The sequence below is a fragment of the Pseudomonadota bacterium genome, from assembly GCA_008501635.1.
Classification (GTDB): domain Bacteria; phylum Pseudomonadota; class Gammaproteobacteria; order QQUJ01; family QQUJ01; genus QQUJ01.
Genome location: QQUJ01000012.1, coordinates 55,067 through 70,298, shown reverse-complemented (window position 1 = coordinate 70,298; position 15,232 = coordinate 55,067). Strand labels below are relative to the sequence as shown.

Genomic DNA, 15,232 nt, shown 5'->3' with positions numbered 1-15,232 from the left:
CAACAAGGACGCTGTCGCAATGAAACCGCATAACGCTCTAATCCTGATTGTACTTCTGTGTGGCAGCACACCGGCAATCGCCAAGGATCTTCCCGGCAGTACCGACCATCCTCTGGTTACCCGGTTTCCCGATTCAGAGATCACCTGGTACGAAATCCAGAATTTCGAACCCTATCGCATAGCGCTGGGGCCGGTGACCGGCTACCGGAAGATCGATGAGTGGCAGGAGGTCAAAGGACGGGTGACCCGGATTCACTATGCGCTGAAGGGTGAGCGTGGTTTCTTCGAGATCTACTCCAACTATCTGGAGGGATTGGAGCGCGGCGGATTCCAGGTGCTGGCCAAGGGCTTCAACAAGAACAGCAGTAATCGCGGCACGATAGGCGAACGCGGATTTCTCAATGTTCACTACCTGGCCAATCCGACGCCTCCCGGCGCGAGTCTGTTCGGACAAGGATCATCCTCCCAGGGTGGCAGTGGCTATGTGGCGGCACGCCTGAACCGGCCCGAGGGTAGCGCCTACGTCATCGTCGGCGTCGAGCAGCACAGCGCGGATACGGTAGCGACGATGGTGGATATCATCGAAGTAAAAGCGGTGGAGCAGGGGCTGGTAACCGTGGATGCCGAAGCGATGGGTGCGGACATCGACCGCTACGGCAAAGTGGCACTGTACGGACTCTACTTCGATCACAACAAGGCAACGCTCACGCCGGACTCGCAGCCCGCACTGCAAGAGATCGCTGCGCTGCTTGCCGCACGTCCGGCGCTCAAGGTCTACGTCGTGGGGCACACCGACCTGTCAGGGGCGCTGGACTATAACCTGCGTCTGTCGGTGGAGCGCGCAACGGCGGTAATAGAAGCTCTGGTAAAGGATCACGCCATCGCCCGCGAACGTCTCGCTGCCCACGGTGTCGGGCCATTGGTGCCGGTATCGACCAATCAGGTGGATAACGGGCGCGCCAGGAACCGGCGCGTGGAGCTGGTGGAGCGGTAGCGCCCCCGTTTCAACGGCTAGTGACCGGTGAACTCGATTGCCCCTTCGGGCAGCAGATAGAGCACCAGCGCGCGTCCTTCGGTAACCGTGGGGCGGTGCGCGGAGTCGGGTTGGTAGACCTTCCAACCGGCGCCACGTCCGTCGAACCTGGCATCGGCATCGACCGGCATCACCATGCAGATCTCGCCATTGGGGTGGCGGTGATGCGGGCCGATGATGTCGGTGAGATCGACCACATCGACACTCAGAGCGCGGCTGGCGGGAGTGGCCTCGATGATGCGACCAAAGCGGCGTTTGCCTTCACCATTAGCGCACATCCATCCCGCGGCAATGGCGGCGTGACACGCCTTCTGAATCACTTTGAAGGGTTCTTCGTTGGCCGGGAAACGCTGGTTCAGTTCCGTCTCCAGCTGTTTGTCGACCGGTTTGCCGGCAATCGCTTCGATGACGGGGGTGATCAGGGTCTGAAACTGTTTGGGTTGCATAGCGCATGCCCCTTCTCTTTTTTGGCAATTATAACGGGGACTACGCGGATATCGCCGCAGGTTGATGCCGCGATAGCTGCGTGTTGATCAACTCGCCGAGCCGGACCAAACCGTCGACGCGCTCCTGCGACCAGGGCATCGAATAGTTGATGCGCATGAAGTTGCGATATTTGCCGGCGGCGGAGAATAGCGGACCGGGCGCGGTGCTGATGCCGATCTCCATCGCTTCGGAAAAAAGCTGCAGCGAATCGAACTGTTTGGGCAGTTCCAGCCACGCCAGATAGCCGCCCTGCGGGTGGGTCATGCGTGTTTCCTCCGGGAAATACCGCGTCACGAACTGCAGCAGCTGATCGCGGCGTTCGCGGTAGGTGGCGCGTACGGTACGCAGGTGTCGGTCAAAACCGCCGGTCTCCAGAAACTCGGCGGCTACCATCTGCGGCAGTGTGGCGGTGGCCATGCTGGCGACGATTTTGAGATGCTCCACTGTCTTGAAGTAGCGCCCGGGAATGATCCAACCGATACGCAGGCCGGGCTCCAGCGTTTTGGAGACCGACGAACAGTAGAGCACCTTTCCCTCGCTATCCCACGCCTTGATCGCCTTGGCGCGGCGCTCCGCGTAACAGAGTTCGCCGTTGATATCGTCCTCGATCAGAGGCACCTCATGCTGGTTGAGCAGATCGAGCAACGCCACCTTGTTCTCATCGGGCATCTGGTAGCCGAGCGGATTGCTGAACTGCGGTGTCAGCACCAACGCCTTGATCGGCCATTGATCGAGCGCCAGCGCCAGCGCATCGAGGCTGATGCCGGTGCGAGCGTCGGTCGGGATTTCCAGCGCCCGCATCTCCAGCGACTCGATCAACTGCAGCATGCCGTAGTACCCGGGCGATTCGACGGCGATGGTGTCGCCCGCTTTGGCGACGGCCCGGATGGCGATCATCAATGCCTCCTGACAACCGGTGGTGACGACGATACCGTCGGGGGGGACGCTCATCCCGGCATCCACCGAGCGGCGTGCGATCTGCAAACGCAGTTCCGGGTTGCCGGGCGGGATCTCGTAACGGCCGATGCGATGCGGCTGGGCACGGGCGATGCGGGTGAAGAGCCGGTTCATCTGGCGCACGGCCGGAAAATCGATGCACGGCAGGGCGGTGCCGAACTGTGCTGCGCCGGGGCGATTACCGGCGTGGAGCATCTCCATGGCCAGCTCGTTGATGCTCACCTCGGTGGGGCGTGCGGGCGGTTTGGAGATGGCGGGGGGCGAGGGTAGCCCGCGCGGGACACGCCTCACGTAGTAACCGGATTGGGGAATCGCCTCGACCAAACCCATGTCCTCGAGCCGGGCATACGCCTGCAGTACGGTCGAAATGCTGATGTTGAGCTGGCCGCTGAGCTTGCGCACCGAGGGCAGTTTGCTGCCCGGTCCATAGACGCCGTTGTCGATGTACTCCTTCAGCTGCTGGGTAACCTGTTCGTAGAGCGTCATGGCGTTCTTTCGCTGCGGCCATCACAGATGGGCCCCGGAGGCTGCATAACAGTTGTGCGCCGCAATAACTGTTATGCAGTTAATTAATCTATTTTGAATCTGTACTGGTTGCAGTATAGACGGCACACTACCCCTCAGCAATCCAGAGTGTGAGTAAGGACCAGACCATGACCAGCGCAACCCTGCAGCGTACCCCTCTTGACCTCTACCGCCGTCCGGGGCGCAATCCCCGTACGCTGACCGAGCGGCTTTTCAATCTCTGGCGAACCCTGGAAATCTGGCAGGCGCGTGCCCGGCAGCGGCGTGACCTGCTCGATCTCGACGACCGGCTGTTGCGGGATATCGGTATCAACCGTGCCGACGCGGAACGCGAAGCGCGCAAGCCTTTCTGGGTAGAGTAGTCGGGGGGGGCTGCGGCAGCGTGGCACTGCTACCGCGCCAGACGCCTGGTTCCTCCCGGCGTGCAGCGGTGCGTTTGAATTCCACCTGATTTGCCGACACACTCCTATCCGCCCACGTCGGGCAATCAGTGGATGAGGTGTGCCGGTGACCGATTATCCTTTCATTCCCCTTGAAGCCTATTGCAGCTACCCGCCCGGGGAGATGCTGGAGCGAGCCGAGCAATTCTATCGTGCGGTGAAACGCCGTCGCAGCGTGCGGGATTTTTCCGACCGTCCCGTCGATCGCAGGGTGATTGAACAGTGCCTGCTGGCGGCCGGTACGGCACCCAGCGGCGCCAACATGCAGCCGTGGACCTTTGTCGTCGTCTCCGATCCCGCCGTGAAACGCAGGATTCGCCACGCCGCCGAGGAGGAGGAGCGCAAATTCTATGCGGGTGCGGCGTCCGAGGAGTGGCTGGAGGCGCTGGCTCCGCTGGGGACCGATGCAGACAAACCGTTTCTGGATCAGGCTCCGTACCTGATCGTGATCTTTCGTCAGAAGTGGGGCGTGGACGGCGACGGGAACAAGATCAAGCACTACTACGTGCACGATTCGGTCGGTATCGCCACCGGAATTCTGATCACCGCGCTGCACAATGCGGGGTTGGCCACGCTCACCCACACCCCCAGTCCCATGAACTTTCTTGGCGAGGTATTGGAGCGCCCCGGCAATGAGAGCGCGACCATGATCGTGGTGGTGGGTTACCCGCAGCAAGGAACAAGGGTGCCCAAGATCAGTAAAAAGTCACTCGACGAGATCGCGGTCTTTGTCTAGGCGTTAGCGGCTTGCGTTTGGAATCGGGTGAAACGGTGCCGATGGCGTGAAAGACAGGGCTGCGTGTGGCGGCTGTCAGCGGGTGCTCAAATACGATGTGAGGCGGCGCGCAAGCTCCGGGTGCCTGCCCACGCTGGCGAGATCCGCGGCTGACTGACCGGCATGGTTGGTGAGTCGTGGGTCGGCGCCCACCTCCAGAAGCTGTTCGATGACACTGGCGTGGCCTCCGCGCGCGGCCCACATCAGAGGCGTGTTTCCTTTCCGATCGGCGTCATCGATCTCGGCGCCGCCGGCCAGCAGATGGCGAACAATTCCCGGGCGTCCGTCTTTTGCCGCCCAGATCAACGCCGTCCAACCCAGGTTGTCGTCGGCGAAATCGAGCCGGGCTCCGCGTTCGATCAGCAGCGCCACCACCGGCGCGTGACCGTTGACCACCGCCACCATCAATGACGAGTAACCGGCTTTGTCACGGTGGTCGATGAAGGCGCGCACATCGAGCAGTTGCCGGGCGATGTCGAGGTGCCCGCCGGCGGCCGCTTTCATCAGCGCGGTCCAGCGGCAGTTGTCGCGTGATTCGACGATGGCGCCCCTGCGCAGCAAGGCAACCACTGTCTCCCTGTCGCCTTGCTCCGCTGCCGCGATAAGGGGTGTGCGACCCAGCTGATCGCACGCCTCGAGTCCATCGTGGGCCAGGCGTGGAAGCCCGAACAGAGCGAGCAGGATCGCGCCGGCCAGCGCAATGGAAACGAGAAACGGGTAGCGATAGACAAAATCTTTCAACAGCATGCGGTTGCGGCGGGTAGCCGATCAGTCGGGGGTCTCGCGCAATGTTACTTCAAAACAGGTGCCGCCACCCTCGCGATCCCGGCATACGACATCGCCGCCATGACGGTGGGCGATCTGGCGTACCAGCGCCAGTCCCAGACCCACCCCTTTATCGATGCCTTCGCGCATCCCCGGGCGTCGGTAGAAGGGTTGGAAGATACGCTCGTGCTCATCGGCGGGGATGCCGGGGCCGCGGTCGAGAACGCGGATCACCGCGCCGTCCGCCCGCGCCGTTACCTCGACGTCGATGGGTGAACCGTTGCCATAACGCCGTGCGTTCTCCAGAAGATTCCGTAGCAGCCGTCGCAACAGACGTGGATCGCCGTTGACCACGGTCGAGTCGCCGCTCACCTCGGCATCGACGCGCGCCGCCTCTTCCACCGCCAGCGCCAGCAGATCCACATCATCGCGCATCTGCAGCTCGTCGACACGATCGAGCCGACTCGCCATTAGCAGCTCTTCGATCAGGTCATCGAGATCCGCGATGTCCCGGGCGACGCGTTCGCGCAGTTCTTCGCGATCGTCGCCGGCCAGCAATTCGACCGCCATGCGGATGCGCGTCAACGGCGAGCGCAACTCGTGCGATGCGCTGGCCAGCATCTCTTTCTGCGCCATCATCAGCCGTTGGATGCGTTCGGTCGCCCGGTTGAAGCTGCGCGCCAGCGCGGCGATCTCATCTTTGCCCTCGACCTCGACACGAGCGGCGAGATCGCCGTTGCCGATGTGATCGACGTGGCTCTGCAGGCGCTCCAGCCTGCCGGTGAGTCGCCGCGTCATCGGGTAGGCGCCGATGCCGATGGCAGTCAGTAGCAGCACGATGATGGCGATAAAACCGATGGCGCGATTGCCCGGTCCCGGGCGCTCGGGGCGCACGATGGCCCAGCGCTGGTCGGGTAGTGCGATGGCAAAGACCGGACCACGGCCGGGGGCCTTCATCCATCCGCTATGACGTCGGCCGGGAGGCGGCGCGGGCAGCGGCCTGCCCACCGAACCGATCATGCGCCCGTCGGGCGTGCGCAGCGTGATGTTGGCCTTGAAGCGCTTACCCAATCGATCGAGCACCGCCTGCACGTCTTCCGCCGGTGCCCGTGGCGGTGGCAACACTTCGCCAAGCACACCGCCGATCCCCTCCAGCAGGTGCGTAGCGTCGCGTTCATCATGGGTGCTCCACCAGGCGATCGCGGCCAGTACCGCGAACACGACGAGGATGCCGAGAAAGGTGAGATAGATGTGCAGATAGAGTCGGCGCATTTGTACTATCAGTGCAGGAGCGGCTGCGGCCGCGATAGGGCATGGCGCATCGATAACAGTATGTCGCGGCTTCCGCCGCTCCTACAGGTGCTATTCATCCTGTTTCTTTGCAAACAGATAACCGGTGCCGCGAACGGTGAGTATGCGGCGCGGGTGTTTGGGGTCGTCTTCGATGGCTGCACGGATGCGCGAGATATGCACATCGATACTGCGATCGAAGGCCTCCAGCTCCTGTCCACGCAGATGATCCATCAGCTGATCGCGCGAAAGGACACGGCCCGCATTTTCGGCGAGCGTTGCGAGCAGATCGAACTGATACCCGGTCAACGGTTGCTCCTCGCCATCGAGCCGCACCGCATGCGCATCGCGGTCGATGGTCAATCGCCCGAAGCGCAACAGCGGCTGCGTCGGCGCATCGGTTGCCGCGCGACGGCGCAGAATTGCGCGCAGCCGCGCCAGCAGTTCGCGCGGGTTGAAGGGTTTCGGCAGGTAGTCATCGGCGCCGATCTCCAGGCCGACGATGCGATCCTCGGCATCACCGCGCGCGGTGAGCATCAGGATGGGGACGTCGGAGTGCGCTCGAATACGGCGGCATGCCTCAAAACCATCGAAATCGGGCAGCATGATATCGAGGATGACAGCATCGTAATCGTTGTGCGCCACGGCCTCGACACCGGCGCCGGCGGTGGCGCGGTGTGTGACTTGCAATGCCGATTGCGCGAGATACTCGCGCACCATGGCGGCGAGCTGTTCGTCATCCTCGATCATCAATACCTGTAGCGCCATGGTTTGGGGAATCTCTTGCGTTGCTCCAGCTACCCGGAGCGCTGCCCAAACCACATACGGGCCAGCAGATTGTCCTTGCGCACGAACTGGTGGTAGAGCGCGGCCAGCGCGTGCAGCGCCACGATCGCCAGCAGCAACTTCGCGATGATGCCGTGTGCGACACGCGGGGTATAGATCGCAAAGCTGTCCGGCAACGGCGCGCCGGAACCGCCGAAGACGATATCGGGAAGACCCGCCTGTACCGAGGTGGCGATGCCGCTGGCAGCCATCAGGATGACCAGAAGGTAGAGTGCGTAGTGGTTAAGCACGGCGATCTTGTCCAAGAGCGGATTGCCGGTGGAAGCAGGTTGCGGTTTCTGCGTGAAGCTGCGCACTGCGAAGCGAATCACCATGAGAGTGAGGATAAGGAGACCCGCGACCATGTGGCCGCCCAGCGCGAAGAGCTTGTCAGGAGAATCATTGGGGAGCGCCGTCAGTACGAACGTCCCCATCCCGAGGGAGAAGATGACCAGGAAGGCCAACAGCCAATGCAGTACGACGAGGGTTGGATGATAACGCGACGGCGACATGTAGATTCCTCCGAATTGAGAAACAGCGAACAGGGTCACCAACTTATACGAAACCGGGGCGGGTTTGGTACCCGCCCCAGCATATGTCGACGATTAATCCGAGTTGCGATCGGCGACTACCGACGATGGCGCCCCGGTCCAAAACCGCGCTGACCGATCACCTCGCCCAGTTTGGCGCGCTGTTCGGGTGTCAGCACCTCGGCGGCATCGGCGAAGGCTTGTGTCATGCGCTCCGATCTCTGCGCCATCTCCTGTATCCGCTCGCTGCGCAGCGCCTGCAACTTGGCACGATCGATCTCCGGCTGGCTCAGGATCTCGATAAAGGCTTGGCGGTCTTGCTGGCGCTGACCACGTTTGTCGCCCATGTCGGCGAAGGCCTTGCCGAGAATCTCCTTCACCTGTTGGCGCTGTTCGGGCGTTGCATCGAGTTCGTAGAGCAGACGATCTGCCTTGCGTTCGGCAAACCCACGCGCCTTCTCCGGGTCGAAGCCGCCACCGCGCTGCTTGTCACCGCCCCAGTGCATGCGCTCGTAACCACCGCCATCGCGACACCAGCCGTCGGGACCGCCTTTGGCAATGGCCGTCACTGTGGTGACGCCGAGAATGCCGGCGAGTCCGGCCAGGGTATAGCCCAACCAACGACGGCGCGCAGGTTTTTTCGGCGATACGGGGGTGTTGCGAGTGTCATTGTCGTGGGTATTCTGTTCGTTCATGGTGCATCTCCTATGTGTCTTGCCATGGTTTGTTTCAACCTCGGGGTCCACCATAAAAGGGTGTGGTTTCTCTTGTTTGTCGCGGATGTAAAGATCTGTAAAGTCGTGGCTGATAGCTTGCCTTACCGTTTGGGTGTCCGTTGCCGCATCGGCGCAAATCCACGAGTAACTCACGGTGGGCGCCTTACTGCGCTGCCGTTGCAGGCGAGAGACTCTTTCGGCGGCCACTGCCGGGAATCAGAGTGGTGGGGATGCAACGGCGCATTGCATTGATCGGGTGTCGAAAAGTCTTACAGTCACCAAAAGACGCCCGGATCGTTTTGGGGCATATTTGGTTTCAACCGCTTGGTTGATGGCCAGGGTGGCGAGCATAAAAAAATAGATTGTAAGAACAATGCCTTAAATGGTTTTCCAGCGGAGGACGATTGTAAAGATCGCCGGCTGGTGGGGAGGCGTGAGGTGCAGAGGAGGGTTTTTCTGGTAGATGGCCGGCGAAACGAGGTGAAAAAGCCGCATTAATGTGTCGGGATATCTTACATTTTCTGCCATGGCAGGCTGAGCTTCGATCGATACCTGCGGGAAAACATCAAGTAAAACAGAGTGTTGCATATATTGGTACATTTAATGCTCTGATAAGTTAGCGTAAAAGTTTTGGAGACTGTGTGATGAATATCGGGAAGGCGCTGTTTGCAGTTGTCGCGACGACACTGCTGCTGTTCGGGACTCCGGCACGCGCCTTGGTGCTGAATCCCGGCGATATGATACCGGGGCACAGTTTCGGGCCTCGTAATTGTGAGCCCGGGTGTATCTACGATGCGTTTGGGCTTGCCTCCGATCCGTCTCTCGCGCTGCTTTACAAAGCTGAGTGGGGTTTCGATCGAGAGCTGGAAATTCCGCTGGTGCGAGAAGAGGGCAGTTTTGCAGGTTGGTATAGCACCACGTTTTCCAACACGGCGCGTGATCCCTCAAACGCACTGATTGAGCAGGAAGGTGCAGGCAATATCAATTGCCCGGAATGCTACCTGGCGGTCAAGGATGGTAACGCAAGCCCCGGTTATTACTTCTATAACCTTGCATCGTGGGACGGTATGGAGGATATTCGCCTGGAGAATTTCTGGCCGAATCAGGGTGCGATCTCCCATGTCTCGATCTGGGGCCGCAATGCGACTTCCGTGTCTGAGCCCACGCCCCTGACTCTGATGGGCATCAGCCTGCTGGTTATGGGAATAGTGATGAAGGGGCGTCGTCGAGTTTGAGGGTCGGCCGCACGCCAATAAATTACAGACGGGGCCTAATGGCCCCGTTCTTTTTTCTGCAAGCTCAGCTTCGCCGTGTCAGAAATACACTTCCAGCTAAGCGGGGATCCACAAATCGGGAACGACGCGATTGCTTCCTTGGCTTCGTAAACGGCGCATCCCTGCGCCACTCCTCCCGCTTTCGCGGGAAAGACGATGTTGGTTGCAGAGCCTATACAACCCGCTATATAAGAATCTCCGAAAATTCCCTTATGGAATAGATGGTCGTAATAGGCGAATAGAGAGATTTGTTTGGCTATCCGCGGGGCGACCTACCAGACTGTTGCAAATCGTTCTCATCTTTCCTGCGACCCATGACCCACACAGCGAGCCCTCACCGCGAGGTCAAGAACACCACCTGTTACATGTGCGCCTGTCGGTGCGGCATCCGCGTAACGCTAGAAGCGGGCGAGGTGCGCTACATCGAGGGCAACCCGGACCATCCGCTCAACAAGGGGGTGCTCTGCGCCAAGGGGGCTTCGGGGATCATGAAGCAGAAATCCCCCGCGCGGCTGACCAAACCGCTGCGCCGCAAGGTGGGTGCCAGGCGCGGTGAGGGGCAGTTCGAGGCGATCTCCTGGTACGAGGCGTTCCAGATGCTCGAAGAGCGGCTCGGCAAACTGCGCCAGGCCGATCCGAAGAAGTTCGCGCTCTTCACCGGGCGCGACCAGATGCAGGCGCTGACCGGGCTCTTCGCCAAGCAGTTCGGGACTCCGAACTATGCGGCCCACGGCGGCTTCTGCTCGGTGAACATGGCGGCCGGGATGATCTACACCATCGGCGGCTCGTTCTGGGAGTTCGGCGGGCCGGATCTGGAGCGCGCCAAGCTGTTCGTGATGCTCGGCACCGCCGAGGATCACCACTCCAATCCGATGAAGATCGCCATCAGCCAGTTCAAACGGGCCGGTGGGCGCTTCATCTCCATCAATCCGGTGCGCACCGGCTACTCGGCCATCGCCGACGAGTGGGTGCCGATCAAGCCCGGCACCGACGGCGCGCTGCTGCTGGCACTCAATCACGAACTGATCCGCCAGGGGCTCTTCGACCGCGAGTTCCTGGTGCAATACACCAATGCCGCCGAACTGGTGAACCTGGATGAGGCCAGCAGCGAGTTCGGCATGTTCGTGCGCTACGAGGTGCCGCCCGACGAGGGGTGCTTCGATCCGCAGAACAAGCTGTGGTGGGACCGCAACCTCAACGTTGCCCGCGCCGCGCGTGAGAAGGGTGTCGATCCGCGCCTGCTGGGCGAGTTCAGCCTCAAGGACGGTACGCCGGTCAAACCGGCCTTTCAGTTGCTTCAGGAGCGCCTCGCCGACTACACGCCAGAGTGGGCAGCGCGCATCACCGGCATTCCGGCGCAGACCATTCGCCGCCTGGCGCAGGAGATGGGTGTCACCGCGCGCGATCAGAAGATCGAGCTGCCCATCGCCTGGACCGACTGCTGGGACAACGAGCACGAGACCGTCACCGGCAATCCGGTGGCCTTTCACGCCATGCGCGGACTGGCGGCGCACTCCAACGGTTTTCACACCATCCGCGCGCTGGCGATCCTGATGAGTCTGCTGGGCACCATCGACCGGCCCGGCGGATTTCGGCACCGGGCGCCGTTTCCGCGTCCCATACCGCCCTGTGCGAAACCGCCCAACACGCCCGAGGCGGTGATCCCCGGTCAGCCGCTGGATGGCATGCCACTGGGCTGGCCCGCCGACCCCGATGATCTCGCCGTCGACTACGACGGCAATCCGCTGCGCATCGACAAGGCCTTCTCGTGGGAGTATCCGCTGGCGGTGCACGGTCTGATGCACAACGCCATCACCAACGCCTGGCGCGGCGATCCCTATCCCATCGACACGCTGCTGCTGTTCATGGCCAACATGGCGTGGAACTCATCGATGAACACTCAGGAGGCGCGGCGCATGCTCGCCGACACCGACGAGAACGGCGAGTACAAGATCCCGTTTCTGGTGGTGTGCGATGCCTTCCATTCCGAGACCGTGGCCTTCGCCGATCTGGTGCTGCCCGACACGACCTATCTCGAACGCCACGACGTGATGTCGATGCTCGACCGGCCCATCTCCGAATTCGACGGTCCGGTCGATTCGGTGCGCATCCCGGTGGTGCCGCCTACCGGCGAGTGCAAACCGTTTCAGGAGGTGCTCATCGAACTCGGCACGCGGCTCAAGCTGCCCGCTTTCGTCACCAAAGAGGGCAAGCGCAAGTTCCGCGACTATCCCGATTTCATCACCAACTTCGAAACCGAACCCGGTTCCGGGATCGGCTTTCTTGCCGGTTGGCGCGGCAAGGGCGGGGAGAAGTTCATGCGCGGCGAACCCAATCCGCGCCAGTGGGAAATGTACGAAAAGAACAACTGCCACTTCCACTATGAATTGCTGCGCAGCTACCAGTACATGCGCAACTGGAACAAGGGCTATCTGCAGTGGGCGCGCCATCATGCGCTGATCCGCTACGCCGAGCCGATCAATCTGCACATCTACTCCGAAGTGCTGCAGAAGTTCCGCCTCGCCGCCATGGGGCGCGGCGATACGCGCAAGCCGCCCGAGCAGCTGCGCGAGCGATTGAAAACCTATTTCGATCCACTGCCGTTCTACTACGAACCGCTGGAGCAGCAGTTGATCGACCGCAGCGAGTATCCGCTGCACGCCGTCACGCAACGGCCCATGGCCATGTACCACTCGTGGGATTCGCAGAACGCCTGGCTGCGCCAGATCCACAGCTACAATGCGCTGTTCGTCAATCCACGCACGGCGCGTGTGAAAAACCTCGCCGATGGCGACTGGGTATGGGTCGAGTCTCCCACTGGACGGGTGCGCTGTATCTGCCGCCACAGCGAGGCGGTGGAACCCAACACGGTGTGGACCTGGAACGCCATCGGCAAGGGGGCGGGAGCATGGGGTCTGACACCCGATGCCGACGAGGCGCGCAAGGGCTTTCTGCTCAACCACCTGATCAACGAAGAGCTTCCGCCCAATCCGGCGGGCGACCACGTCTCCAACTCCGATCCCGTCACCGGGCAGGCGGCGTGGTACGACCTGCGCGTGCGCATCTACCCGGCGCAACCCAACGAGCCCGAGCATACCGAGCCGCAGTTCGCTTCACCGGGCGAGCCGCCGGGGATGACGGGCACCGGCGGGATGGCGCGTATCAGACGGTGGCTGGGGCGCTGATGAGCGCGCTTGGTCACACGACACAGACTTGTAGGAGCGGCTTCAGCCGCGAATGTTTATCGAACCGTGTTTCGCGCACAGACGCTAAGACGCCAAGTTCGCAAAGAAAGCAAGATCGAATGAAACCATGCGCAGCTCGCGGCGCCCCTGGCGTCTTTGCGCGAGGAAAAGATTCTTCTAGGCGCATGATGATCTCTCTGGTAATGACCGATTGTAGGAGCGGCTTCAGCCGCGAAGGGGCAATGAGCCAAACCACAGATATTTTCGCGGCTGAAGCCGCTCCTACAGGTGTCTTACGAGAGGAGCATGCTTCGATCGCGGTAGTCAATTGTCTGGCGCTCTTTGCGTCTTGGCGTCTTTGCGCGAGAAAGGGAGTTTCAAAGTGACGCAGCTTGCCCTGGTCATCGACCTCAACGTCTGCGTCGGCTGTCACGCCTGCGTCACCAGCTGCAAGGAGTGGAACAGCTACGGCGAAGCGGGTCCCATGACCGATTTCAATACCCGCGGGGCCAACCCCACCGGCACCTTTTTCAATCGTGTGCAGACGTATGAAGTGGGCGAGTACCCGATCACCGAAACCGTGCATTTTCCCAAGAGCTGCCTGCACTGTGAGGAGCCGCCGTGCGTACCGGTCTGTCCCACCGGCGCCAGCTACAAGCGCAAGGAAGACGGCATCGTACTGGTCGACTACGACAAGTGCATCGGCTGCAAGTACTGCTCGTGGGCCTGCCCCTACGGTGCGCGCGAGATCGACGAGAAACAGAAGGTGATGAAGAAGTGCACGCTGTGCGTCGATCGTATCCACGACGAGTCGCTGCCCGAAAGCGAGCGCAAACCCGCGTGCGTCATGGCCTGCCCCACCAGCGCGCGCCTGTTCGGCGATGTGCACGATCCACACTCCGAGGTATCGATGGCGATCCGCGAGAGCGGCGGTTACCAGCTGATGCCCGAATGGGGAACGCGCCCGGCCAACCACTACCTGCCGCGGCGCAAGGTGCGCATGACCATCCACAAGGACGAGTTGCAGCGTGCCGACAATCCGTTGAAGAAAGAGGGCGAGTTACCCGCACTGCCCGCGGATGCCCAGACGCTCGATGAAATTTCGAGTTGGTAATGATTGTGGGTAGGAGCGGCGGAAGCCGCGAACGGCATCGAATTGTTCCAATGCAAAGACGCTGAGATGCGGAGGACGCAAAGAGAGCAACAGCATCCCTGTGTGGTTTCTCGCGCCCTTGACGTCTTGGCGAGAGGAAAAGATGTTTCTCAACACAAGTTGGTCTCTTTGGTAACGACGGCTGGTAGGAGCGACTTCAGTCGCGATAGGAGTTTTGTGCTTGCTGCAACGCTGATCGCGGCTGAAGCCGCTCCTACGACAATATCTGGTTGAACAACTATGCACCCAGCATTCTCGGTCATTTTTCTCACCACCCTGATCGGCGTCGGCCAGGGACTGTTTCTGGCTCTCTACACGGGGCAGCTCTACTCCCTCGCCAATCTGCTGCCGCCACAGGACAGTCGCTCGTTTTATGCGTTCGGCGGTGTAATAGCCGTGGCGTTTCTGATCGGCGGACTGATAGCCTCGTTCTTTCACTTGGGGCGTCCGGAACGCGCCTGGCGCTCCGCCAGTCAGTGGCGTACGTCGTGGCTGTCGCGGGAGGTGATTGTGCTTCCGATAACGGTGGTGTCGATCGCGCTCTACAGCGGGTTGCACTTCATCGGCTGGACGGGACCGTGGTTTACCGTGGCCGGCGTCTTGCCTGTCGACGCCACGCTGGTCGCGGGCGGGCTTGCGATGATTGCGGTTCTGTTGCTCTTCGTCTGTACAGCGATGATCTATGCGTGCCTCAAATTCCTGCAGGAGTGGCACAGTTGGCTGACTGTGGTGAACTATCTGCTGCTGGGAAGCGCATCGGGGTTCATGCTGGCGGCGGCGTTTTCGGCATGGCAGGGTGTGGGGCTGGTGGGATTCTACGGCGCGTGGGCGGCGATTCTCACCCTCGCGGCGTTTGTCACGCGCGGCGCATCGCTGCTGCGTAACCGGCGTCTACGCCACAAGTCGAACCTGCAGACCGCAATCGGCGTGCGCCATAACCACATCGTACAGATGGCGCAGGGCGCGACCGGCGGCTCCTTCAATACACGCGAGTTTTTCCACCGACGTCCCAGGCAGGTGACCAGGGGCATCCGGATTGCGTTTCTGGTGCTGGTGTTCCCAGTGCCGGTGGTACTGCTGCTGCTCGCCTACCTCACATCATCCGCGACATTGCCGGTACTGGCGTTCGTGCTGCAGTACCTGGGATTGATCGCCGAACGCTGGTACTTCTTCGCCGAGGCCAGGCACCCGCAGAATCTCTACTATCAGTACGTCAGTTGATATCTGGATAAGGCAGCCGCTTTAAGGAACACACCACCCTCTCTCCAACCCCTCTCC

Annotated in this window: 14 protein-coding genes; 7 read left to right on the top strand and 7 right to left on the bottom strand. The window is 61.3% G+C overall.

The window, feature by feature from the left end; all coding sequences use genetic code 11:
• Positions 1-19: 19 nt before the first annotated feature.
• Entirely contained in the window at positions 20-994 is a 975-nt protein-coding gene (locus DWQ09_06750; GenBank protein ID KAA3628909.1) for a hypothetical protein, read from the top strand.
• Positions 995-1,011: 17 nt separating this feature from the next.
• Here DWQ09_06750 and DWQ09_06745 read toward each other — a convergent pair whose 3' ends face one another.
• Together DWQ09_06745 and DWQ09_06740 are read right to left on the bottom strand one after the other, a co-directional pair.
• A complete protein-coding gene (locus DWQ09_06745) occupies positions 1,012-1,479 on the bottom strand; it encodes a DUF4863 family protein (GenBank protein ID KAA3628908.1) in 468 nt (155 codons plus the stop codon).
• Between the two features lie 40 nt (positions 1,480-1,519).
• Positions 1,520-2,962 carry a PLP-dependent aminotransferase family protein gene (locus DWQ09_06740; GenBank protein KAA3628907.1) on the bottom strand — a complete coding sequence of 481 codons (1,443 nt, stop codon included), beginning with the start codon at positions 2,960-2,962 and terminating at the stop codon, positions 1,520-1,522.
• 167 nt (positions 2,963-3,129) lie between these two features.
• Here DWQ09_06740 and DWQ09_06735 point away from each other — a divergent pair, with 167 nt between their 5' ends.
• Both DWQ09_06735 and DWQ09_06730 read left to right on the top strand, forming a co-directional pair.
• Positions 3,130-3,363: a DUF1127 domain-containing protein gene (locus tag DWQ09_06735; protein ID KAA3628906.1), complete on the top strand. Its 234-nt coding sequence runs from the start codon at positions 3,130-3,132 to the stop codon at positions 3,361-3,363.
• A 202-nt stretch (positions 3,364-3,565) separates the two neighbouring features.
• Positions 3,566-4,177, top strand: a complete 612-nt coding sequence (locus DWQ09_06730) for a nitroreductase family protein (protein KAA3628931.1) — start codon at positions 3,566-3,568, stop codon at positions 4,175-4,177.
• A gap of 75 nt (positions 4,178-4,252) precedes the next feature.
• Here the strand turns inward: DWQ09_06730 and DWQ09_06725 are convergent, their stop codons facing one another.
• The 5 genes from DWQ09_06725 to DWQ09_06705 form a co-directional block, all read right to left on the bottom strand.
• Positions 4,253-4,963: an ankyrin repeat domain-containing protein gene (locus tag DWQ09_06725; protein ID KAA3628905.1), complete on the bottom strand. Its 711-nt coding sequence runs from the start codon at positions 4,961-4,963 to the stop codon at positions 4,253-4,255.
• A 21-nt stretch (positions 4,964-4,984) separates the two neighbouring features.
• On the bottom strand, positions 4,985-6,253 hold the full coding sequence (locus DWQ09_06720) for a sensor histidine kinase (protein KAA3628904.1): 1,269 nt from the start codon (positions 6,251-6,253) through the stop codon (positions 4,985-4,987).
• A 90-nt stretch (positions 6,254-6,343) separates the two neighbouring features.
• Positions 6,344-7,039, bottom strand: coding sequence for a DNA-binding response regulator (locus DWQ09_06715; GenBank protein ID KAA3628903.1), 696 nt, complete (start codon positions 7,037-7,039; stop codon positions 6,344-6,346).
• Positions 7,040-7,068: 29 nt separating this feature from the next.
• Positions 7,069-7,608, bottom strand: a complete 540-nt coding sequence (locus DWQ09_06710; protein KAA3628902.1) for a cytochrome b — start codon at positions 7,606-7,608, stop codon at positions 7,069-7,071.
• Between the two features lie 116 nt (positions 7,609-7,724).
• The gene (locus DWQ09_06705; GenBank protein ID KAA3628901.1) at positions 7,725-8,375 is read right to left on the bottom strand and encodes a hypothetical protein; all 651 of its coding nucleotides are present in this window, start codon (positions 8,373-8,375) and stop codon (positions 7,725-7,727) included.
• 611 nt (positions 8,376-8,986) lie between these two features.
• Between DWQ09_06705 and DWQ09_06700 the strand changes: the two genes are divergently transcribed.
• The 4 genes from DWQ09_06700 to DWQ09_06685 all read left to right on the top strand — a co-directional run bounded on the left by DWQ09_06700 (position 8,987) and on the right by DWQ09_06685 (position 15,175).
• On the top strand, positions 8,987-9,577 hold the full coding sequence (locus DWQ09_06700) for a PEP-CTERM sorting domain-containing protein (protein ID KAA3628900.1): 591 nt from the start codon (positions 8,987-8,989) through the stop codon (positions 9,575-9,577).
• Positions 9,578-9,930: 353 nt separating this feature from the next.
• The gene (locus tag DWQ09_06695; protein ID KAA3628899.1) at positions 9,931-12,801 is read left to right on the top strand and encodes a formate dehydrogenase; all 2,871 of its coding nucleotides are present in this window, start codon (positions 9,931-9,933) and stop codon (positions 12,799-12,801) included.
• A gap of 382 nt (positions 12,802-13,183) precedes the next feature.
• Positions 13,184-13,915 carry a 4Fe-4S dicluster domain-containing protein gene (locus DWQ09_06690; protein KAA3628898.1) on the top strand — a complete coding sequence of 244 codons (732 nt, stop codon included), beginning with the start codon at positions 13,184-13,186 and terminating at the stop codon, positions 13,913-13,915.
• Positions 13,916-14,194: 279 nt separating this feature from the next.
• Positions 14,195-15,175, top strand: a complete 981-nt coding sequence (locus DWQ09_06685; protein ID KAA3628897.1) for a DMSO reductase — start codon at positions 14,195-14,197, stop codon at positions 15,173-15,175.
• The last annotated feature ends 57 nt before the right edge of the window (positions 15,176-15,232 follow it).